This is a genomic window from Brevundimonas sp. Leaf363, assembly GCF_001424025.1.
Lineage (GTDB): Bacteria > Pseudomonadota > Alphaproteobacteria > Caulobacterales > Caulobacteraceae > Brevundimonas.
This window is the reverse complement of record NZ_LMPZ01000002.1, coordinates 1-21,190: the sequence shown is the minus strand read 5'-3', so window position 1 is coordinate 21,190 and position 21,190 is coordinate 1. Positions and strand designations below refer to the sequence as shown.

Below are 21,190 nucleotides of genomic sequence, written 5' to 3'. Positions count from 1 at the left end.
GGCCTAGATGGGGCGGCGAAACGTCCGCCGCCAGTCGTTCAGACGGCCAGGCGCCCCGGCGTACGGACGCGGCGGATGCGGCGGCTGGCGACGAAGACCAGCACCCCGACCACGACCAACGCCCCCAGGATCAGCCAGGTCGGATCGACCCCGCCCGTCGTCATCGGGGCCGCCATGTCGGCCGAGCGGGCGTTGATGTCCGCCGGGCCACTGGCGCCGCCGCGGTCGATCGCCAGGCGCAGCGCCGCATCGGCCGCGAAGCCCAGCAGATAGGCCAAGGCCGCGCGCGGATTGCCGGAGCCCAGCAGCAGCGCCGCGATGATGTAGAGCGCGCCCGCCCCGACCCACAGGATGGCCGTGGGAATGCCGTCTGTGGTCACCTCGGCGCCCGCGCGGTTGGCGGCGACGCTGGGGGCCGCGCCCTCCAGGAAGGGCGACACCACCGGCCAGATCAGCCAGCCGGCATAGCCAAGGATCAGGATAACGATCAGAAACCGAAGGATTTTCATGATGAACCGTCCCAGTGTTCGGGTCAGCCTATCACCGGTCGACGAGCGCGGCGACCCTTAGCCGTTGGCCGAGCCTACGCCGGCGGAACCGCCGCCCGGCACGCGGGCCAGATCCAGCAGCTTCAGCTTGAACACCAGCACCGCATTGCCCGGGATGGTCGGCGGCGCGCCCTCTTCGCCATAGCCCAGGGCCGGCGGCACGTAGAGCACCCACTCGTCGCCGACCTTCATGTGCTGCAGGGCCTCGGTCCAGCCGGGCACGACAGTCTCGGGCGTGAAGACGGCCGGGGCGCCGCGCTGATAGCTGCTGTCGAACACGCGGCCGTCGGTCAGCGCGCCCTCGTAGTCGACGCGGACCAGATCGTTGCGGTCGGGGCTCTCGCCGCCGGGCGGGCCGGACTGGACCACCTTGTACTGCAGGCCGCTGGGCAGGGTGGTCACGCCCTCGGCGCGACCATTCGATTCCAGGAAGAAGCGCGCGGCCGCGGCCTGCTCGGCGCCGTCGCCGGCGGGCGCTTCGGTCTTCTTGCAGGCCGCCGTCGCCAGAACGGCGACCACCGCGACGCTAACCCATCCGAAGCGCATAGCCTTGGTCCTTCAAAGCCTTGCCGATCTCGTCGGCGTGGGCGCTATCGCGCGTTTCGACCATGATGTCGAACTCGGCGCCCTTGGCCGGGACGTCCAGCGCCAGGCGGTTGTGGACCACGTCGATGATGTTGCCGCCCAGGCCGCCGATCACGGCCGCCATGGCCGACAGCATGCCCGGCCGATCGTCGCCGAGGATGCGATAGACGATCAGGCGCCGCTCGCGGACCATCTCGCGGTTCAGCACCACGGCCAGCATCCGCGCGTCGATATTGCCGCCGCACAGCACCAGCCCGACCCGCATCCCGGCGAACCGCTCCGGATAGCGCAGCAGGGCGGCCAGACCGCCGGCGCCGGCGCCCTCCGCCACCGTCTTCTCCAGCGTGGCGTAGAGCGAGACCGCCTTTTCGAAATCCTCCTCGGCGCAGACCAGGATGTCTTCGACCAGCGGATCGGCCAGGGCGAAGGTGATGTCGCCCACCGCCTTGATGGCGATGCCCTCGGCGATGGTGGCCCCGCCGCACTTGGGCGTCTCGCCCCGCCGCCGGGCGGCGAAGGACGGATACATCTCGGTCTCGACGCCGAAGATGCGGATGTCCGGCTTGATCGCCTTGGCCGCGATGGCGCAGCCGGCGATCAGGCCGCCGCCGCCGATCGGGATGATGAGGGCGTCGAGGTCCGGCGCGTCCTCCAGGAACTCCAGCGCGCAGACGCCTTGGCCGGTGACGATGCCCTCGTCGTCGAAAGCGGAGATGAAGACCATCCCCTCCTCGTCGCGGAAGCGGTGCGCCTCGGTGGTCGAACCGGTGAAGTCGGCGCCCTTGATGACCACGGTCGCGCCGTGGCTGCGGGTGCCGTCGACCTTGGTGAAGGGGGTCCCCTCGGGCATGACGATGGTCACCGGCACGCCAAGGCGGCCGCCGTGATAGGCCAGGGCCTGGGCGTGATTGCCGGCCGAGGCCGCCACGACGCCGCGGCGTCGTTCGTCCTCGGTCAAGGACAGCAGGCGGTTCAAGGCGCCGCGCTCCTTGAAGCTGCCGGTGAAGTGCAGGTTGTCGTATTTCACCCAGACCTCCGCCCCCGTCAGGCGCGACAGGCGGCGGGAATGGCGAACCGGGGTGCGATCCACCTGGCCGGCGATGCGGCGCTGGGCCGCGCGGATGTCGTCGTATGAGACCGTCACGGAACACTCGTACTGGGTGATCGCGCCTTGTGGCGCCGGGTCCGCTCGCCCGCAACCTTGACCTTGGCCGTTGCGTTAGGCGTGATGTCCGGAACTGTCCGTCGGGAGGACACGCCATGATCCGCCGTTTCACCGCCGCAGCCGCCGCCCTGTCGATGCTGGGCCTGGCCGCCTGCGCCACCACGCCGGGGCCGATGATGTCGGGCCCGGGACCCGCCCGCTTCGCCGCCGAGGACTTCGCCTGGTCCGCGCGGGGCGGCCAGAACTCCGTGCAAGGCCGCGTCGCCTACCGCGCCGACGGCAAGGCCTTCGACTGCATCGGGTCGGTCGGCCTGACGCCGGACACGCCCTACACCCGCGCCCGGTTCCAGACCCTGTACGGATCGACGGATCGCGCCGCCGTGCCGGTGGCCGTGGTGCGCGCCCGCGACGTGGCGGATCCCAACGCCGACTACCGAAACTTCGTCCGCTCGGCGACGTGCGCGGGCAACGCCTTCAGCTTCTCCGGCCTGCCCGACGGCAGCTGGTTCGTCATCGTCCCCGTTCGCGCCCAGGGCGGGGAGCCCATCGTCCTGATGCAGCGGGTCCAGACCCGCGGCGGCCGCATCGCCAACCTGACCCTCTAAACCCCTCGCCCGGCCCGCGAGGGTCTGGCCGCGTCCCTGGAGATTAACCATGCGCAGCCTGCTCTTCGCCGCCCTCGCCCTCGCCGCCGTCCCGCTGGTTACGCCCGGCGCCGCCCAGGCGCAGGGCTATTACGGCCAGGGGTACTCGGGCCAGGGCTACTCGGCCTATGGCGGCTACAACTCGGGCTACGGCTATCGTGCGCCGCAGCGGCGCAGCTGGGGCTACGACCGCAGTTACAACGGCCAGGCCGACGTTCCCGGCGACTATCGCTGCGACGCCTTCTGGGACGCCAACCGCACGGACTGCGGGGCGCGCTGGCGTGATCAGCGGCGCGCGTCCAGCCGCTGGAACAGCGGTTACGGCCACAACTACGGCTATGGCCAGAGCGGCTACTACGGTCACGGGCGCGGCTATGGCGGCGGCTACGGCTACGGCTATCAGCCGGCCGGACAGGCCTACTACGGGGCCTACGGCCGGCCGGATCTGGTCTACGGCGCCGGCGGCGGCGGTTATGGCCATAGCTACGGCCAGACCTACAACGGCCCGCGCGATCCGGGCCGCATCGGCTACTGCCGCGCTCGTTTCCGCTCCTACGATCCGGGCAGCGGCTTCTACCGCGGCTACAGCGGGCGGCTGATCTTCTGCGGCTGATCCGTTCGGGCGCCTGGGGGCCGGGCGTGCGGCAAAACGCACAAAGCCGTGGGTGATCCGCGTTCGCCATCCTTTGGCCATCGCGCACCCGTCCCTGAACCCATCCAGTTCAGGGGAGCGCGTTCATGTCCCAGCACAACATCACCGGCTCTGAGGCTTTCGAGCGCCGGCCCTTCGTCTACATCAGGGCGCTGAAGCCCGGCGGCCTGCGTCGTCGCAAGGCCCGCACCGCCATCGCCTTCGCCGCCGGTGCGGCGGTGGCCACGGCGGCGGCCATCACCGCCGTGGTCGTATTCGTCGCGCCCGCCATCGGCGGCTAGGCCTCTACGGCAGCCACACCATGCGGCGGGTCTGCGTCTCGGCCGCCCGCGCGCGGCTGAAGCCCGTGCGGACTTCGCCGGTGTAGAGAAAGCCCGCCTTTTCCAGCACCCGGCCCGAAGCCGGGTTGTCGCTGAAGTGGCCGGCCACCAGGGCGCGGCGCTTCCAGTTGCGACTGGCCCAGACCAGGGCGCCGTCCAGCGCCTCGGTGGCGAAGCCCCGGCCCCAGTAGTCGCGCCCGATCCAGTAGCCCACCTCCGGCGCGACATCGCCGTCCTCGAACAGACCGATGACGCCGACCGGGCCGTGGTCCTCATGGTCGATCAGGAAGGTGCGCGCACGCCTGGGATCCTGGACGGCCACGTTCAGCACGAAGCTTTCGGCGTCCTGCGATCGGTAGGGGTGCGGCATCCGCAGGGTCATGCGGGCGATGTCGGGGTCGTTGGCCATGCTGGCCAAACGGCTGATGTCCTGGGCCTGCGGGCTGCGCAGGGCCAGACGCCGCGTCTCGACGACGGGGGCGGGTTCGATCACGCACATGGAATAGGCGCCTCAGGTCTCGAACGCCGCCTCCTTCGGAGGGCTCGGGCGGCTTGAGGCGGGGAAACGAAAACGGGGAGCCTGGTGATCCAGGCTCCCCGCGGAATACTTCCCTTGGACCCCGATCGGCTGCTTCTCTGGAGGAGCAACACGACCCGGCGATGTCGGGCGTGTTACTCGGCGGCGACGGCGGCCGCAGCGGCGTCATCATTCGCCGCAAGGATCGACACGTAACAGCGGCCATTGCCCTTGCGCGTGAACTGCACGGCACCCGGCGTCAGGGCGAACAGGGTGTGGTCGCGGCCCATGCCGATGTTGTCGCCGGGATGGAAGGTCGTGCCGCGCTGGCGCACGATGATGTTGCCGGCCAGCACGCGCTCGCCGCCGTATTTCTTCACGCCGAGGCGTTTCGACTCGGAGTCGCGACCGTTACGCGACGAACCACCGGATTTCTTGTGAGCCATCTGGGCGCTCCTGCTTCCTTAGCGCGCGACCGGCCTTGCGGCCCGATTGAGCGCGGTCTGTGTTCTTACGCTTCGTCGGACGAGGCGGCGGTTTCAGTCTTGGCGGCGGCCTTCTTGGCCGGAGCCTTCTTGGCCGGAGCCTTTTCGACGGGCGCCGAGCTTTCGACCACCACAGCGTCGACATGAGCGCCGTCGTGATCGGTCACGACCGTGGAAGTCGAACCCAGATCGGACGCGGCGTCACGCGTGGCCAGGCCACGGGCGCGCAGGTTCATCTCGGCCTTGGTCATCAGCGAGACCGAACCGTCCCACTTGGCGCTCTCGCCGGCGCCGTCGATGCCGGTGATGCGCAGGACCGATTCGTGCTGACGGTGACCGGTCGTGCGGCGATAGCCCTGGCGACGGGTCTTCTTGAAGATCTTGATCTTCTCGCCCTTGCGGGTCTCGATCAGGGTCGCCGCGACGGCCGCGCCGTCGATCAGCGGGGCGCCCAGGGTGACGCCGGCGTCGCCGCCCAGCATCAGGACGCTGTCGAACTTCAGCTCGGCGCCGGCGTCGCCGTCCAGCTTCTCGACGACAATCACGTCACCCGGTTGAACCCGGTATTGCTTGCCGCCGGTCTTGATCACCGCGTACATGGTTGAGCCTCAGTCGACGCAAAAAAGAATGCGCCCGCCGGGAGACCCCCGCGGGCGAAGAGCGGCGACATATACGGACAGGCGCCTCGGAGTCAACGCGAAAGGCCCCAGATTCCGCACCGGACCCACACCCGGACGGCGCCGCATCGCGTGATAACGGCGGTCTAGCCGCGCCGCCCGCGTCATGCCAAGAGCGATCGCAGTCCCATGTCCAAGCCCGATCCCCGCATCGACGCCGCCCGCCGTATGGCGTCGCATTTCGCAGACCTGCTGCAGGCCGATCTGTCGCTGCGGCTGTGGACCGGCGAGGTTCTGCCGCTGGGTCCGAACGCGCGGGACGACATCCAGGTGGTGGTGGCCCGGCCGGACGTCATCCGCCGGCTGATCCTCAAGCCCGGCCTGATGATGCTGTTCGAACTGATCGCGACCGGCGAGCTGCGGGTCGAGGGCGGCAGTCCGCTGGAGGCCGTGGACCGCTGGGACTACGGCAAGGCGATGAACCTGGCCAAGCGGCTGGACAAGGGGCTGATGCTGCGGCTGGCCGTCCCCTTCCTGTTGAAGCGGGGCGATGGCGAGGCGACCCAGCCGCCGGCCTGGGATGCGTCCGGCGTCGACGGCGTCGGGCACGCCCGCAAGCAGCGGCGCGACAAGGACTTCATCAGCTTCCACTACGACGTCAGCAACGACTTCTACCGTCTCTTCCTGGGGGAGACGATGGCCTACTCCAGCGGCTGGCACCCCTCGCCGGACGCCACCCTTGATGAGGCGCAGGGGGCCAAGTTCGACCGGATCTGCAGGAAGCTGCGTCTGAAGCCCGGCCTGAAGCTGCTGGACATCGGCAGCGGCTGGGGCGGCCTGTCGTGCTGGGCCGCCGCCCGCTACGGCGTGCACGTGCATGGGGTCACCCTGTCGCAGGCCCAGCTGGACTGGGCCCGGGCCCGCGCCGAAGCGATGGGCGTGGCGGACCGCGTCACTTTCGAACTACGCGACTACCGCGAGATCGCCGGGTCGGGGCTCTATCACGCCGTGGCGCAGGTGGAGATGTTCGAGCACGTCGGCTTCGCCAACCACGAGGCCCACTTCCGCCATATGCACCGGCTGCTGAAGCCGGGCGGCCTGTACTTCCACCAGGCGACGGTGAGGCGCGGCGACGCGGACGGCGCGGCGCGCCCGAACGCCACGACCAAGGTCATCACCCGCTTCATCTTCCCGGGCGGCGAACTCGACACCATCGGCATGACCGTCAACAACCTGGGCCGCTACGGCTTCGAGGTGATGGACGTCGAGAACATGCGCGCCCACTACGACCTGACCATCCGCGAATGGGCCAAGCGTCTGTGGGACAACCGCGAGGAAGCCTACGGCCTGGTCGGCGAGGCGCGCACGCGCCTGTGGGCCCTGTATTTCGCCCTGTTCGCCAAGGGCTTCGAGCGCGGCGTGTCCCTGAACTACCAGACGGTGGCCCAGCGCCGCCGCTCGGGCCGCTCGCGCCTGCCGCTGAACCCGCGCAGCGAATACGACCGCTAGGCCGAGGCTTGTCGATAATGGAGACGCGTATGCTGAAGTCTCTGATGGTCGGCTGCCTGCTGGTGCTCGGCGGCCTGTCCGCAGCTTCGGCGCAGGACGTCCCCACCGCTCAAGCCGTGGCGAGGCGGGACGCGGCCGGGGTGACGGTGCACTACCGCCTGCCGGCGCCGGTGCGGCGCGCCGTCTTCGCGAACCGCGACACGATCCGCGACCTCTGGACCGTCACGACGCCGGGCCTGACCCTGACGGACGGCGCCGTCGCCGGCGACGCGCCTTTCGACAGCTTCGATCTGCAGATCCGGCCGGACGCGGCCGAGGTGGACCGGGTCTACATGGGCCTGAGCACGGCCGGAGACGGCCGTGTGATCTACGGTCCGGGCCTGATGATCCAGGGAACGCGCACGGTCCTGTCGGTCGAAACGGCGCCGGGCGAAGACAGCCTGCCCCAGAGCGGCCAGATCGACGGCTACAGCTATGTGGGGCCCGCAGCGGACGTGACGCAGGACGGGGCGGCCAGCCTGGCGATCGGTTCGAACGTACCGCCCGAACTGGCCCAGACGCTGCGTCAGACCTTCTTCGGCGCGCTCGAGTTCTATCACGATCGGCTGGGGCTCGACCTGTCGTTCCGTCCGACCCTGGTCGGCAGCATCGATAGTCCGGGCCCCTACGGATTCCGAGGCGATGTGACGGACACCGGCCTGATCTCCGTCCGCTTCCATGGCGACACCTGGCGCGAGGAGATCGACCTGGTCGGCCCGTTCGTCTGGCACGAGGCCTTCCATCTCTGGAACGGACACGGGATCGGCCTGCGCGAGGGCGATCAGGTGCCCTGGCTGCACGAAGGCGGAGCGGAATACGCCGCGGTCGTCGGCTCGGTCTCGACCGGCGGAATGAGCGAGGCGACCGCCCGGACGAATCTTATCCGCCGCGTCAACGGCTGCCGCCGCGTGCTGGGCGCGCGGGACATGGACCCGGCGCGGCTTCGGTCCGGCAATGGCCCCTATGACTGCGGCGTGCTGATCCAGTGGCTGGCCGACCTTGAGGCGCGCAAGGCGGGGACCGGCGACGTCTTCACCCTGTGGCGCGCGATGCTGACCGCAGCCCGCACATCGCCCGACGGCTATGGCGTCAGTGACTTCCGCGCCCTGCTGCAACCCGACAGCGCCGTCGCAGGGCTGCTGGACGGCCCCGGCGCCACGCGATGGGCGACGATCAAGGCGCGGCTGGCCGAGCTGGGCGTGACGATCGAGAACCAGCCGCAGGACAAGGACTTCATGGGCGCGGCCCTGTTTCACGTCGGCGGACGCAACTGCCGCTCATCCTACGGCTTCTTCGACGATCCGGGCGCTCTGAAGCTGGACGGCGCGGAGTGCGGCGCCCTCTCCGGGGAGCCGATCATCGACACGGTCGAAGGCCAGAACCCACAGACCGCCGGCCGCGCCATGTTCGACGCCGTCCAGGCCCGCTGCGCGCAGGGCCTGACCGTGCGGTACGCGACGCGGGACGGCCGCATCCTGGAGGCCGTGTGCGACCGCCCGCTGGAGACGCCCGAGGTCTGGGCGATCGCCGACGCCCCGGCGCTGGCCATCCAGGCGGAATCCGCTAGACTGTTATAGAGTAACACGCTATTCGGGCGGCGATGGCCGATGTCGATCTCGCACGTCCCGTTCTGGCTTCGCTGCTCGCGGCGGGTTTCGCGGCCGCCTTCCTGCACGCCGCCCTGCCGACCCACTGGCTGCCGTTCGTCCTGGTCTCGCGCGCGCAGAAGTGGAGCGCCGGGCGGATGCTGGCTGCCGTAGCGGCGGCGGGCGCGGCCCATGTGGCGACGACGGCGGTGGTCGGCGGCCTGCTGGTCGCGGCCGGCCTGGCGCTGGACCCGCTGCTGGGCGGGGTCCTGCCCTACCTGTCCGGCCTGCTGCTGCTGGGCTTCGGCGCCTTCTATCTGGCGCGGGCGACCATGCGGCGGCCCCTGCCGGCCGGCGGCCCCGCCGGAGCGCCGGGCATGGAACTGACCGAGCCGCAGGTGTCGAACAGGGCCGCCTTCCTGGGTCTGGTGGCCATGCTGGCCGTATCGCCGGGCGAGGTGCTGCTGCCCATCTATCTGTCGGCGGCCCAGGAAGGCCTGACGGTCCTCGCCCTGCTGACCCTGATTTTCGCGGCCGGGACCATCCTGGGCATGACGCTGTTGTCGCTGCTGGCGCGCGCGGGCGCATCGATCCTGCGGCTGGAGCGGTGGGCGCGCTATGAAGGGGCGGTGCTGGGCGGGGCCCTGATCGTTCTGGGTCTTCTCGTGCTGGCTCACCAGCACTAGGGTCCGCCCATGGCCCAAGACGCGCACGCCCACGATCATGGGCACGACCATTCCCATGCGGCGCATGGACATGGCCACGGCCATGCCCACGGCCACCATCACGGGCCGACCGACACCGGCGACTGGCGCTACGGCGTCGGATTGATCGTCAATCTGGCCTTCGTGGCGGCCGAGTTCGGGGCCGGTTTCCTCAGCCACTCCACCGCCCTAATGGCCGATGCCGGCCACAATCTGTCCGACGTGCTGGGGCTGGCCATGGCCGGCGGCGCGGCCTGGCTGGCGCGGCGCGGTGCGCACGGCGCGGCGGGCGGGCGGCGGACTTATGGCTTCGGCAAGGCGACGGTGCTGGCGGCGCTGGGCAACGCTCTGCTGCTGATCTTCGCCTGCGGGGCCATCGCCCTGGAGGCCGGCCAGAGGGTGTTCGAGCCGGCGCCGGTCCAGTCGGGCGTCGTCATGGCCGTCGCCGGCCTGGGCTTCGTCATCAATCTGGGAACGGCCCTGCTGTTCATGAAGAACCAGCACGACCTGAATGCGCGCGGGGCCTATCTGCACATGATGGCGGACGCTGCGGTCTCGATCGGCGTGGTCATCGCCGGCGGCGTGATCTGGCTGACGGGGTGGAGCATCCTGGACCCGCTGGTTTCGGTCGCCATCGTGGGCGTGATCCTGATCGGGACCTGGGGGCTGCTGAAGGATTCGGTGAACCTGGCGCTCGACGCGGCGCCTGCGGGAATGCAGGTCGCCGAAATCCAGGACGGGCTCATGACCGTGCCGGGCGTCAGCGCGGTCCACGACCTGCACGTCTGGGGCCTGTCCACCACCGAGACGGCCCTGACCGCCCACCTGGTTCATGACCGCAGCGACACCGAGGCCCTGCTGGTCGAGGCGCAAGGCCTGATCCGCCGGCGCTTCGGCATCGGCCACACCACCCTGCAGCTGGAAACGCGGCCTCTGGACGATTGCCCCGGCTGCTGAGCCTTCCGCCGGACGCCCGGGCCTCCTAGATGGTCGCCATGACCGACAAAATCCCCGTCACCGTCCTCACCGGCTACCTCGGCGCCGGCAAGACCACCTTGCTGAACCGCATCCTCACCGAGGACCACGGCAAGCGCTACGCCGTCATCGTCAACGAGTTCGGCGAGATCGGCATCGACAACGACCTGGTGGTCGGCGCCGACGAGGACGTGTTCGAAATGAACAACGGCTGCGTCTGCTGCACGGTGCGCGGCGACCTGATCCGCGTGGTCGCCGGGCTGATGAAGCGCCAGCGTCCGGGCAAGCCCGCCTTCGACGCCATCATCGTGGAGACGACCGGCCTGGCCGACCCCGGCCCGGTGGCGCAGACCTTCTTCGTCGACGAGGAGGTCAAGGCCAAGACCCAGCTGGACAGCGTGACGGCCCTGGTCGACGCCAAGCACGTGATGGCGCGGCTGGACGACTCCAAGGAGGCGCGCGAGCAGGTCGCCTTCGCCGACCGCATCATCCTGAACAAGGTCGATCTGGCGTCGGCGGAGGAGCTGGACGCGGTCGAGGCGCGACTGCGTGCGCTGAACCCCCTGGCCCCCATCGTGCGGGCCGAGCGGTCGAACGTGCCGCTGGATCAGGTGCTGGGCGTGCACGCCTTCGACCTGGACCGCATCCTGGAGGTCCGCCCCGACTGGGTGAACCCGCCCCACGGCGCCGAGGGCCATGTGCACGGCGACGACTGCGGCCACGATCACCACGATCACGATCATGGGCACGATCATCACCACGACCACGACCACGGCCCGCGCGGTCACGCCCACCAGGACGACATCAAGGGCGTGGCTTTGTCGCTGGACCGACCGATCAACGGCGACAAATTCACCGCCTGGCTGGACCGCCTGCTGGCCGAGCAGGGCCAGAACATCCTGCGCGCCAAGGGCATCATCGACCTGAAGGGCGAAGACCGCCGCCTGGTCTTCCAGGCCGTGCACATGATCCTGGAGGGCGACCTGCAACGCCCCTGGGGCGAGGCGGAACGCCGCTGGAGCCGCGCGGTCTTCATCGGCCGCGACCTGGACGAAGCCGCCCTGAAGGCCGGGTTCGAGGCCTGTGCGGCCTAGGCGGCGATTGACGCCACCCGAACGGCCACTACACCCGCGCCCATGCAAAAGACTTTCGACGCTCAGGTGACGGCCGCCGTGTTCGAGCGGGACGGGGCCGCGTTCGCGCTGGGTGACGGCTCGGTGCGGTTCGAGGACGGATCGTGGTCCGAGGCGCACGACGGGGCGATCCTGTGCGCGGCGCCCCACCCTTCCGGCGAGGGTGTGATCACCGGCGGCGACGACGGGCGGGTGATCTGGCATCGCAAGGAGGCGGCGGGCGTGCTGGCCACCTCGGCCAACGGCCAGTGGGTCGACAGCCTGGACGCTTCGGCCGACAGCAAGCTGATCGCCTTCTCGCACGGCAAGACCGTCAGCGTGATCGACGCGGCGGACGCCGGCTTCCGACGCGACTTCGCGCACGAGCGCACCGTCTCGGCCGTAGCCTTCGATCCCAAGGGCCGGCGCATCGCCGCCGCGACGTATGGCGGGGCGGCCCTGTGGTTCGCGCGGATCGCCCAGCAGAAGCCGACTTTCCTGAAGTGGGCCGGGTCGCACATCGGAGTGATCTGGTCGCCGGACGGCGCCTTCGTGGTCACGGCCATGCAGGACAACCAGTTGCACGGCTGGCGGATGAAGGACGCCAAGGATCTGCGCATGGGCGGCTATCCCAGCAAGGTGAAGTCGCTGGCCTTCCTGTCGAAGGGATCGCTGCTGGCCACGGCGGGGGCGCAGGGCGCCGTGTTGTGGCCCTTCATCGGGTCGAACGGCCCGATGGGCCGCGAGGCGACCGAGATCGGCTATGACGAGAGCTCCATTGTCGCGCGCGTGGCCTCCAGCGTCCCGCACGGACGGCTGGCGGCCGGGCTGGAGGACGGCCGCGTCTGGGTGGCCGATCCGGCCGGTCAGGGGCTGAACTTCATCCGCGCCGAGAAGGGCGCGGCGATCACCGCCCTGGCGCTGAGCCCCGATGCGAAACGCGTCGCCTGGGCCGACGAGGACGGCGAGGCCGGGGTGGCGGACGTCGCGCTCTAGTCACCTAGTCTTGAAACGGCCGCGAGCTTGGCCATTGATGGTGGGATGACCGACGGGACGCCGAAGAAGACGCGGGGCTGGGGGCGACCGATCCTGATCGCTTTCGTGGTCTTCGCCCTGCTGCCCATCGGCGGGGTGTTGTCCCATGCGGTCGCGCCCCCGCTGACGACGCTGCTGATGGTGGGGCGCGCGGTGGGCGGATCGGGGCTGGATTATCGCTGGCGCTCGCTGGACGACATCTCGCCCCGGCTGGTGGATGCGGTCATCGCCTCGGAGGACGCGCGGTTCTGCGAGCACCGCGGGTTCGACATGAAGGCGATCCGCAAGGCGCTGGAGAGCAACGCCGAGGGGCGAAAGGTCAAGGGCGGCTCGACCATCAGCCAGCAGACCGCCAAGAACGTCTTCCTGTGGCCGGGCCGCGACTGGATCCGCAAGGGTCTGGAGGCCGGCTACACCGTCATGATCGAGACGGTCTGGGGCAAGCGGCGGATCATGGAGGTCTATCTGAACGTGGCCGAATGGGCGCCCGGCGTCTACGGCGCCGAGGCGGCGGCGCACCACTGGTTCGGCAAGGGCGCGGCCGATCTGACGGCGGCCGAGGCGGCGCGGCTGGCGGCCATCCTGCCCAGCCCCAGGCGCTATCAGGCGGCCGATCCCGGCCCCTATGTCCGCCGCCGCGCCAGCCGGGTGCAGGCGGCGATGGGCACGGTGCGCAACCAGGGCCTGGACGCCTGCGTGGTTGGATCGCGGTCGTGACGGAGACTCCCGAGCCCGAACTTCGGCGTCCGCGCCATGTCCTGACGCGGGTCGCCGTGGCCTTGCGCCGCCAGGACTGGGCCGCCGTCGCCGTGGAGTTCCTGGTCGTGGTCCTGGGGGTGTTCATCGGCCTGCAGGCGACCAACTGGAACAATGAGCTGGCGGACCGTCGGCAGGAGGCCGGCATCCTGCGCGACATCGTCTCGGACTTGAAGCAGGACCGCGAAGAGCTGGCCGAGGGTCGGGCGAATGCTCTGCGCCGCATCGCAGCCGCCGGCTATGTGCTGGACAAGGCGACAGGGCGCCGCCTGACGACGCTGAACGGACCGCGCATCGACAACCTGTCGCTCGGCCCGGGCACGCCCGTGCCGGTTACCGCACCGCCGGACGACGCGGATCGCCGCGCCCTCTGGTCGGCCGTGGTCACGGGATACTATCCCACACCTTCGACCACCGCCTTCGATGCCCTGACCAGCGCCGGACGGCTGGACCTGATCCAGGACACCGGCCTGGTGCGCCAGCTTCAGGCCTATCGACTGGAGCTGAACGGGCTCGGCTCCACTCAGAATAACGCGCTGCGACCCCAGATCATCGGCGTGCGTCAGGTCGGGGAGGCGCACGGCCTGTCAGCCTTCGCACCCGTTGACGAGGCGGTGCTGATCCGGGACGTCGCCGCCTCGCCGCAGTTGCGGGCGACCCTGGAATCGCAGATGGGCTGGGCCGTCATCCACCTGGCCCAGATCGATGCGGTGGATCGGCAGGCCGTCGCCCTGCTGGCTCGGCTGAAGCGCGCCGGCGTCTCTGACGGCTCAGCTTGACCTCAAGCGCCGCCCGTCTTCTCCTGCCGCATCCTTGGGAGACTTTCATGAAGCGCACCCTCATGACCGCCGTCGCGGTCTGCAGCCTGGCCTTCGCCGCCGGCTTCACCACCTCGAACAGCCAGGCCGCCGTCCAGGCCGCGCCGGCCGCAGCGACCACCGAATACCCCGCCACCGCCGAAGGCGCCGCCGCCTTCATCGCCGCAACGGAGGCCAAGCTGGCCGAGGTCAGCGAATACGCCGCCCGGGTCCAGTGGGTGCGCGCCACCTACATCACCTATGACACCATGTGGCTGGAGGCGAAGGTCAACGCCGAGGCCACCGAGCTACAGGTCCAGCTGGCCAACGAGGCCGCCCGCTTCAACGACGTCGAGGTCCCCGCGGACGTCCGGCGCAAGCTGAACCTGCTGAAGCTGGGCATCGTCTTGCCGGCCCCCAGCCGGGCGGGCGCCGCCGACGAGTTGGCCCAGATCAACACCCGGATGGATTCGACCTATTCGACCGGCAAGTTCGACTTCCAGGGCCGTCCGATCACCCTGACCGACGCCGAGCAGCTGATTGCGTCCAGCCGCGACCCGAACGAGACCAAGGCGCTGTACGAAGGCTGGCGCACCGTCTCGCCGACCATGCGCACCGACTACGCCCGCATGGTCGAGATCGCCAACGAGGGCTCGCGCGACCTGGGCTTCGCGGACACAGGCGCCCTGTGGCGGGCCGGCTACGACATGAGCCCGGACGCCTTCGCCGCCGAGACCGACCGGCTGTGGACCCAGGTGAAGCCCTTCTACGAGAACCTGCACTGCTACGTGCGGGCGCGGCTGAACGCCAAATACGGCGACGCGGTCCAGCCGGACCACGGCCCGATCCGCGCCGACCTGCTGGGCAATATGTGGTCGCAGGAGTGGGGCAACATCTATGATGTCGTCGCCCCGGCGCAGGGCGGCCAGTCCAGCTATGATCTGACGCAGCTGCTGGAGACGGCCGGCTACGACGCCACGCGCATGGTGAAGACGGGCGAGGGCTTCTACACCTCGCTGGGCCTGGCGCCCCTGCCCGAAACCTTCTGGGAACGCAGCCAGATCACCCGCCCGCGCGACCGCGAAGTGGTCTGCCACGCCTCGGCCTGGGACGTGGACAACGTGGACGACATCCGCATCAAGATGTGCACCAACGTGGATGCGGACGACTTCTTCACCGTCCACCACGAGCTGGGGCACAACTTCTACCAGCGCGCCTATTCGCAGCAGCCCTTCCTGTTCCGGAACGGGGCCAATGACGGCTTCCACGAGGCGATCGGCGACTTCGTGGGGCTGTCGGCCCTGACGCCCACCTATCTGAACCAGATCGGCCTGCTGGAGACCGTGCCGGGCGAGGAGGAGGACATTCCCTTCCTGCTGAAGATGGCGCTGGACAAGATCGCCTTCCTGCCGTTCGGCCTGATGGTCGACCGCTGGCGCTGGGACGTCTTCTCCGGGAAGACGGCGCCGGATCAGTACAACGCCGCCTGGACGGCCGACATGCTGAAGTACCAGGGTCTGGTCCCGCCGGGACCGCGTCCGGCCGACGCCTTTGATCCGGGCGCCAAATATCACGTGCCGGCGGGCGTGCCCTACACCCGCTACTTCCTGGCGCGGATCTATCAGTTCCAGTTCCAGCGCGCGGCCTGCAAGCAGGCGGGCTGGACCGGGCCGCTGCACCGCTGCTCGATCTACGGCAACGAGGAGGTCGGCCGGCGCTTCAACGCCATGCTGGAGATGGGCCAGTCGCGCCCGTGGCCGGAAGCCATGCAGGCCTTCACCGGCGAGCGCGGAAACGACGCCTCGGCGGTGGCGGACTATTTCGCGCCGCTGAACCGCTGGCTGATCCGCCAGAACCGCGGCCACGACTGCGGCTGGACCAGCCAGAGCGCCTGAGGCCCGCGTAACACCCGCTTAACCCTGGCCGTTAGGGCATCCCTTAACCGGCCAGGGTGCATCGTCCCGCCCCAGTGTGCGGACCCGTCGGTCCGAGCAGGATCGGTGCGGGCGGACGATGGGCCTCATGAACGGGATCGCAGAGCTGGGCGGGCGCATGACGCGCTTCAGTCGGCGGCTGCGCGACGCCCAGCGCGGCAATGTGGCGATGATCTTCGCCCTGGCCCTGCCCGGCCTGGTGATGATGACGCTGGGCGGGGTCGATCTGCACCGGGCCGCCACGGTTCAGGTGAACCTGCAGGACGCCCTGGACGCCGCCGCCCTGGCCGCCGCGCGGTCCAGCTATACGACCGACGCCGAGCTGACGACGGTGGGTCTGACGGCGCTGAAGGCCAATCTGCAGGCCTATCCCGACATCACGTTGCGGGAAGATCAGACGACCTTCCACCTGAACGACGACCAGATCGTGGTGGCCAACTCCAAGGTCGATGTGAAGACCATCGTCGCCAACATCTTCCTGCCGCCCTACGGCAAGTTCATGGACGACAAGGTGCCGGTCGGGGCCCATTCGGAGGTCAACCGGTCGTCCAAGAACCTGGAAGTCGCCCTGGTGCTGGACATCACCGGCTCCATGTCGGGCAACCGGATCACCTCGCTGAAGAGCGCGGCCAACGACCTGGTCGACATGGTCGTGCAGGACCTGCAGACCCCCTACTATTCCAAGATGTCGGTCATTCCCTATTCGATGGGGGTGAATCTGGGCAGCTACGCCAACACGGCGCGGGGGACGGCGACGCAGTCCACCAGCATCTCGAACATCACCTGGTACACCGGCTCGACCTTCAGGATCACGGCCGGGACCAAGGCCAATCCGGTCCGGCTCACTTCCGCGACCAATCACGGGCTGGCGGTCGGCGACAAGGTGGCGTTCTGGGATGTCCAGGGCGGGTTCGACGGCCTGAACGGCGTCGTTCTGACGGTGGCATCGGTGCCGTCGAGCAAGACCTTCACCCTGAAGAACGCGGCCAACACCGGCAACATCGACAGTCGCTACTGGGGCGACTTTGCGGGGGCGGCGGCTTACGGCGCCAAGTGCGCGCGGACGGACTGCAAGCCGACGGTGACCGCCAACGCCCATGGCCTGCTCAGCTCAGGCGGGTCGGCCTACTTCAGCGGAGTCGGGGGCATGACCCAGTTGAACGGCAACGGCTTCACGACGACCTATGTCGGGACCAACTCCTACCTGATCGATACGGTCGGGGCCCGAACCTATACCTCGGGCGGCCTCAGCTGGTGTGGCCAGTACGGCTGTGAGTGGCGAGTGTTCACCAACGCCAACGGGTCGCTGCAATGGCTGCAGAACTCCACCTGCGTCAGCGAGCGGACCGGCTCGAACGCCTACACCTCGACCTATACGTCCAGCGCGAAGGTCGGCTTCAACTATCCGGCCGATCCGTCTGATCGGAACAGCAACAGCTGCCCCGGCTCGGACAGCGCCTTCGCGCCGCTGAGCGCCAGTCGGTCCAGCCTGCACAATCTGATCGACGGGATGACCGTGGGCGGATCGACCGCCGGTCAGATCGGCATGGCCTGGGGTTGGTATTCGATATCGCCCAGCTTCAACGCCATGTGGCCCTCGTCCAGCGCCGGCGCCCTGAACGACGACGACATCATGAAGGCCGTGGTCTTCATGACGGACGGCGAGTTCAACACGCCATACTGCAGCGGCGTCATCGCGTCGGACGCCGCGACGGGCTCCGGTTCGGCCTCCGACCACATCAACTGCGCGGCGACCAACGGCAATCCGTTCGCGCAGACCCTGGCGCTGTGCAACGCCATCAAGGCGCAGGGGATCATCATCTATACGGTGGGCTTCTCGGTCGCGGCCGGCGGAGACGCGGCGAACCTGATGTCCAGCTGCGCCACCAGCGCCGACTACGCCTTCCTGCCCGCCAGCGGCGCGGACCTGACCGACGCGTTCAAGGCGATCGGGCGGGACATCACGCGGTTGCGGATATCGAAGTAGTCTCTCCTCCCCATTCGCGGATGCGGATGGGGAGGTGGACCGGCCGTCAGGCCGAGACGGAGGGGCTGTTCAGGCGCGGTGTGTGAGGCGCCCCTCCACCGCAAGCGGTCCCCCTCCCCACTGCATGGGGAGGAAAAGATCACAGCAGGCGGATCTCCCGCAGCCTTTGCAGCAGGAAGTCCTCGGCCGTGATCGCCTGGTCGGCGTAGCGGTCCGGGTGGTCCGCATCGACCGTGGACGGCAGGGTCTCGATCAGGAAGTCCGGGTTGAAGTGCAGGAAGAAGGGCGTCGAGTAGCGGGCGAAGCCCCGGCGCTCGGGCGGCGGGTTGACGACGCGGTGGGTGGTCGACGGCAGGACGTGGTTGGTCAGCCGCTGCAGCATGTCGCCGATGTTGACCACCAGCGCCCCCGGCGGCGGCGCGACGTCCAGCCATTCGCCGCTGCGCTCCAGCAACTGCAACCCGGCCTCCTCGGCGCCGAGCAGCAGCGTGATGACGTTGATGTCCTCGTGCGCCCCGGCGCGGACGCCCGGCGCATCGGCCGACACCGGCGGATAGTGCAGCAGGCGCAGGACGCTGTTGCCCAGCTGGACCTTGTCGTCGAACCAGTCGTCCGCAAGGCCCAGGTGACGGGCGATGGCCGACAGGATGCGGCGACCCAGCAGGTCCATGGCGTCGAACATGCCGTAGACGTGACGCCGGAAGCCCTCGATCTCCGTCGGCCAGACGTTGTCGCGCATGTAGCGGCGATAGGGGTGGCCCTCCGGCAGTTCGCGGCCGACGTGCCAGAACTCCTTCAGATCGACGGTCGCCGCGTCCTTGGCCGCCTCGACGCCGAAGGGGGTCAGGCCGCGCGCGCCGCCCGTGCCCGGCTGGTGGTATTGGCGCTTCACATCCTCGGGCAGGGCGAAGAAGGCCTTGGCGTCATCGATGGCGGCGCCGATCAGGTCCGCGTCCAGTCCGTGGTCGGTGACGACGGCGAAGCCGTAGCGCTCGAACGACTGGCCCAGGGCGTCGCTGAACGCCTGAAAATCGCGGTCGTGCAGGGTCATGGAGACCGGCTGGATGGCGCGGTCGGTCGCGGCGGCGGGGGCGAGGGTGTCGGTCACGAAGGCGTCCGTCTGTCTGTGGCGTGCGGATGCATAGCGCCTAACGCGGGAAAGCGGCAGGGCGGAGGCGTTCGTTCACCCAAGGTACAGCTTGGAACCGTGAAGCTGTGGCGACGTTCTGGCCGCACAGAGCCGAACCATCAGAAGGAAGACACCATGCGCAGCAAAATCCTCATCGCCGGCGTTTCGATCGCCGCCATGCTGGGCGCCAGCGCCTGCACCACCACCGACCCCTACTCCTCGGGCCCGCGCCGCAACAACACCGCGACGGGCGCCATCGCCGGCGCCCTGGGCGGCGCGGTGCTGGGCTATCTGACCAACACCTCCAACTCCGAGCAGGGCCGAAAGAACGCGCTGATCGGGGCCGGCATCGGCGCCCTGGGCGGCGCGGCCGTCGGCAACTACATGGACCGCCAGCAGCGCCTGCTGGAGCAGGAGCTCAGCGGCACCGGCGTCGGCGTGGCCCGTCAGGGCGACGTCCTGGTGCTGCGCATGCCGTCGGACGTGACCTTCGGCTCGAACCGCGCGGACGTGACGCCGGGCTTCTACGCCGTGCTGGATGACGTCGCGGCCGTGCTGAACCAGTACGACCAGTCGACCGTCGACATCCTGGGCCACGCCGACAGCGACGGCACGGACGAGTACAACCTCGACCTGTCGCGCCGCCGCGCCTCGTCGGTGGCCAGCTATCTGGTCAGCCGCAACGTGCTGGCCGCGCGCCTGTACGTCGAAGGCCGCGGCGAAAGCCAGCCGCTGGCCAGCAACGCCACGCCGGAAGGCAAGGCGCAGAACCGCCGCGTCGAGATCACGATCCGTCCGTTCCAGGGCTGATCCAAAAGCCCGACGACGTCTGAACGAGGGGCGGCGCTGCGGCGCCGCCCCTTTTTCATGGCCCTTTTCGCGGGCGACACCGTTCCGTGACTTGTGCTCGCCCGGCCGAATATGGTTAGGGGAATCTCGGTCCTCGAGACGTTGGACTGCGCCGGGGGGCGACCATGGGATCCGAACGCGAAGAACTGCTGCACGGCGTGAAGCTGGCCGCCGTGGCGGTGATCTCGGCCGTGCTGACCGCCTCGGTGGTCATCGGCGCGGGGCATGCGCTGCAGCCGCGCCAGATCCAGGCCGCGCCGGCCGAAGCCGCGCAGGACGCCATTCTGATCCATACCGCGGGCTGATCCGGGCCCGTTAGGGCGGCTGAGCGCCGGTGACGCGGCCGCGGGCGGCCGCGCGGCGCCGCTGCGAGCGGTTTATGGGCGCCGAGGGCGACGGCGACGGCTTGCAAGGTTTTTTTGAGTGCACATCGTGCATTTCGTCCATCGCCGGCGCGGGCGTGTCGCCCGGTCGAGCGCGGGCCTGGGCGCTCAGCGCGACGTGGACGCGCAGCCAGCGCATCGCTTCGGCCGAACGGTTGCGGTCGATGGCCCGAGCGACGCGGCGCATGCAGATATCGGCCATATCGGCCAGGGCGGGCGCCTTGGACCCCATCGCCAGATCGTCGTCTAGCGGTTCCGGGTCGGACGCATCGACACGCCGCCACTGTTCGCGCTGGGCGCGGGCGCGCAGGGCGCGAAGCCCCAGATCATAGCGGCCGCACACCTCCTCGGCCGTCACGCCGGCGAGATAGTCCGCGCGCGCCCGGGCCCAAGTGTCGTCGGATCGGATGCGGTAGGGGTCGCCCATACGACCGGCATAGCGGCGCGGTGCGTCAGGAGCGGTCGGAGGGGGGTAAGGGGCGAAGCAAGTGCGAGCGCGTCCCCTGCCCCACCGTCATCCTTGACTTGATCCGAGGGTCAGGTTGTCCGGTGCGCAATAGCGGCAGGCTGAAACGCCGCGCAATAGGCCATCCGGCGTTCAGCGCGATCAGCGCCTGATCCTCGGATCAAGTCCGAGGATGACGAAGCAAGGTCTTCCGCCTCGTCCTTCGCGCCCCTTCTCGCAAACAAAAGCCGCCGCCCCTTTCGGAGCGGCGGCGATCGTTATCGTGGCGTCATCGACGCTTCCAAGGTCCGGCCGGGGGTGTCCCGGCCGGGCTGGATCAGAAGTTGATGTCGATGGTGGCGCGACGGTTCAGCGGCTCGCGCACGCCGTCGGCGGTCGCACGGGCCAGCTGGGTTT

23 protein-coding genes are annotated in these 21,190 nt (G+C 69.4%); 15 read left to right on the top strand and 8 right to left on the bottom strand.

All coding sequences use genetic code 11. The features are described 5' to 3' along the window. Positions 1-38: 38 nt before the first annotated feature. Genes ASG17_RS03205 through ASG17_RS03195 form a run of 3 tightly spaced genes read right to left on the bottom strand, consistent with a single transcriptional unit; the run spans position 39 to position 2,277 of the window. On the bottom strand, positions 39-509 hold the full coding sequence (locus ASG17_RS03205) for a hypothetical protein (protein ID WP_056099111.1): 471 nt from the start codon (positions 507-509) through the stop codon (positions 39-41). Between the two features lie 57 nt (positions 510-566). Continuing rightward, a complete protein-coding gene (locus tag ASG17_RS03200; protein ID WP_056099108.1) occupies positions 567-1,094 on the bottom strand; it encodes an FKBP-type peptidyl-prolyl cis-trans isomerase in 528 nt (175 codons plus the stop codon). Beyond that, complete coding sequence (locus ASG17_RS03195) at positions 1,075-2,277, bottom strand: threonine ammonia-lyase (protein ID WP_056099107.1); 1,203 nt, start codon at positions 2,275-2,277, stop codon at positions 1,075-1,077. Before ASG17_RS03195 ends, ASG17_RS03200 begins: the two co-directional genes overlap by 20 nt. Positions 2,278-2,393: 116 nt before the next feature. On the opposite strand from ASG17_RS03195, the gene ASG17_RS03190 reads away from it, so the two are divergent. The 3 genes from ASG17_RS03190 (at position 2,394) to ASG17_RS03180 (ending at position 3,875) form a co-directional block, all read left to right on the top strand. Continuing rightward, positions 2,394-2,903: a hypothetical protein gene (locus ASG17_RS03190; RefSeq protein ID WP_056099104.1), complete on the top strand. Its 510-nt coding sequence runs from the start codon at positions 2,394-2,396 to the stop codon at positions 2,901-2,903. A gap of 49 nt (positions 2,904-2,952) precedes the next feature. Then, positions 2,953-3,555, top strand: a complete 603-nt coding sequence (locus tag ASG17_RS03185; RefSeq protein ID WP_056099101.1) for a BA14K family protein — start codon at positions 2,953-2,955, stop codon at positions 3,553-3,555. Positions 3,556-3,680: 125 nt separating this feature from the next. Beyond that, a complete protein-coding gene (locus ASG17_RS03180) occupies positions 3,681-3,875 on the top strand; it encodes a hypothetical protein (protein WP_056099099.1) in 195 nt (64 codons plus the stop codon). Between the two features lie 4 nt (positions 3,876-3,879). Here ASG17_RS03180 and ASG17_RS03175 read toward each other — a convergent pair whose 3' ends face one another. The 3 genes from ASG17_RS03175 to rplU all read right to left on the bottom strand — a co-directional run bounded on the left by ASG17_RS03175 (position 3,880) and on the right by rplU (position 5,515). Further along, positions 3,880-4,413 (bottom strand): GNAT family N-acetyltransferase, encoded by a 534-nt coding sequence (locus tag ASG17_RS03175; protein ID WP_056099096.1) that lies wholly within the window; start codon positions 4,411-4,413, stop codon positions 3,880-3,882. 173 nt (positions 4,414-4,586) lie between these two features. Next, positions 4,587-4,877 (bottom strand): 50S ribosomal protein L27, encoded by a 291-nt coding sequence (gene rpmA, locus ASG17_RS03170; RefSeq protein WP_056099094.1) that lies wholly within the window; start codon positions 4,875-4,877, stop codon positions 4,587-4,589. 65 nt (positions 4,878-4,942) lie between these two features. Beyond that, a complete protein-coding gene (gene rplU, locus ASG17_RS03165) occupies positions 4,943-5,515 on the bottom strand; it encodes a 50S ribosomal protein L21 (protein ID WP_056099092.1) in 573 nt (190 codons plus the stop codon). Between the two features lie 207 nt (positions 5,516-5,722). On the opposite strand from rplU, the gene ASG17_RS03160 reads away from it, so the two are divergent. The 10 genes from ASG17_RS03160 to ASG17_RS03115 all read left to right on the top strand — a co-directional run bounded on the left by ASG17_RS03160 (position 5,723) and on the right by ASG17_RS03115 (position 17,967). Continuing rightward, positions 5,723-7,042: a cyclopropane-fatty-acyl-phospholipid synthase family protein gene (locus tag ASG17_RS03160; RefSeq protein WP_056099089.1), complete on the top strand. Its 1,320-nt coding sequence runs from the start codon at positions 5,723-5,725 to the stop codon at positions 7,040-7,042. A gap of 29 nt (positions 7,043-7,071) precedes the next feature. Then, positions 7,072-8,658 (top strand): hypothetical protein, encoded by a 1,587-nt coding sequence (locus tag ASG17_RS03155; RefSeq protein WP_056099085.1) that lies wholly within the window; start codon positions 7,072-7,074, stop codon positions 8,656-8,658. A 23-nt stretch (positions 8,659-8,681) separates the two neighbouring features. Beyond that, entirely contained in the window at positions 8,682-9,353 is a 672-nt protein-coding gene (locus ASG17_RS03150; RefSeq protein ID WP_056099082.1) for a hypothetical protein, read from the top strand. 9 nt (positions 9,354-9,362) lie between these two features. Continuing rightward, positions 9,363-10,328, top strand: a complete 966-nt coding sequence (locus tag ASG17_RS03145) for a cation diffusion facilitator family transporter (protein ID WP_056099080.1) — start codon at positions 9,363-9,365, stop codon at positions 10,326-10,328. Positions 10,329-10,366: 38 nt separating this feature from the next. Next, on the top strand, positions 10,367-11,440 hold the full coding sequence (locus ASG17_RS03140; protein WP_056103001.1) for a GTP-binding protein: 1,074 nt from the start codon (positions 10,367-10,369) through the stop codon (positions 11,438-11,440). Positions 11,441-11,482: 42 nt separating this feature from the next. After that, positions 11,483-12,454, top strand: coding sequence for a WD40 repeat domain-containing protein (locus tag ASG17_RS03135; RefSeq protein WP_056099077.1), 972 nt, complete (start codon positions 11,483-11,485; stop codon positions 12,452-12,454). Between the two features lie 45 nt (positions 12,455-12,499). Beyond that, complete coding sequence (gene mtgA, locus ASG17_RS03130; protein WP_056099075.1) at positions 12,500-13,210, top strand: monofunctional biosynthetic peptidoglycan transglycosylase; 711 nt, start codon at positions 12,500-12,502, stop codon at positions 13,208-13,210. Then, the gene (locus ASG17_RS03125) at positions 13,207-14,028 is read left to right on the top strand and encodes a hypothetical protein (protein WP_056099073.1); all 822 of its coding nucleotides are present in this window, start codon (positions 13,207-13,209) and stop codon (positions 14,026-14,028) included. Before mtgA ends, ASG17_RS03125 begins: the two co-directional genes overlap by 4 nt. 47 nt (positions 14,029-14,075) lie before the next feature. Beyond that, a complete protein-coding gene (locus ASG17_RS03120; RefSeq protein ID WP_056099070.1) occupies positions 14,076-15,941 on the top strand; it encodes a M2 family metallopeptidase in 1,866 nt (621 codons plus the stop codon). A 127-nt stretch (positions 15,942-16,068) separates the two neighbouring features. After that, positions 16,069-17,967 (top strand): pilus assembly protein TadG-related protein, encoded by a 1,899-nt coding sequence (locus ASG17_RS03115; RefSeq protein WP_056099067.1) that lies wholly within the window; start codon positions 16,069-16,071, stop codon positions 17,965-17,967. A 139-nt stretch (positions 17,968-18,106) separates the two neighbouring features. On the opposite strand, the gene ASG17_RS03110 is transcribed toward ASG17_RS03115, so the two are convergent. Further along, complete coding sequence (locus ASG17_RS03110) at positions 18,107-19,018, bottom strand: isopenicillin N synthase family oxygenase (RefSeq protein WP_156367808.1); 912 nt, start codon at positions 19,016-19,018, stop codon at positions 18,107-18,109. A gap of 213 nt (positions 19,019-19,231) precedes the next feature. Between ASG17_RS03110 and ASG17_RS03105 the strand changes: the two genes are divergently transcribed. After that, on the top strand, positions 19,232-19,906 hold the full coding sequence (locus ASG17_RS03105; protein WP_056099061.1) for an OmpA family protein: 675 nt from the start codon (positions 19,232-19,234) through the stop codon (positions 19,904-19,906). A 164-nt stretch (positions 19,907-20,070) separates the two neighbouring features. After that, entirely contained in the window at positions 20,071-20,250 is a 180-nt protein-coding gene (locus ASG17_RS03100) for a hypothetical protein (protein ID WP_056099059.1), read from the top strand. A 10-nt stretch (positions 20,251-20,260) separates the two neighbouring features. On the opposite strand, the gene ASG17_RS03095 is transcribed toward ASG17_RS03100, so the two are convergent. Further along, complete coding sequence (locus tag ASG17_RS03095; RefSeq protein ID WP_056099056.1) at positions 20,261-20,755, bottom strand: hypothetical protein; 495 nt, start codon at positions 20,753-20,755, stop codon at positions 20,261-20,263. Positions 20,756-21,190 lie beyond the last annotated feature (435 nt).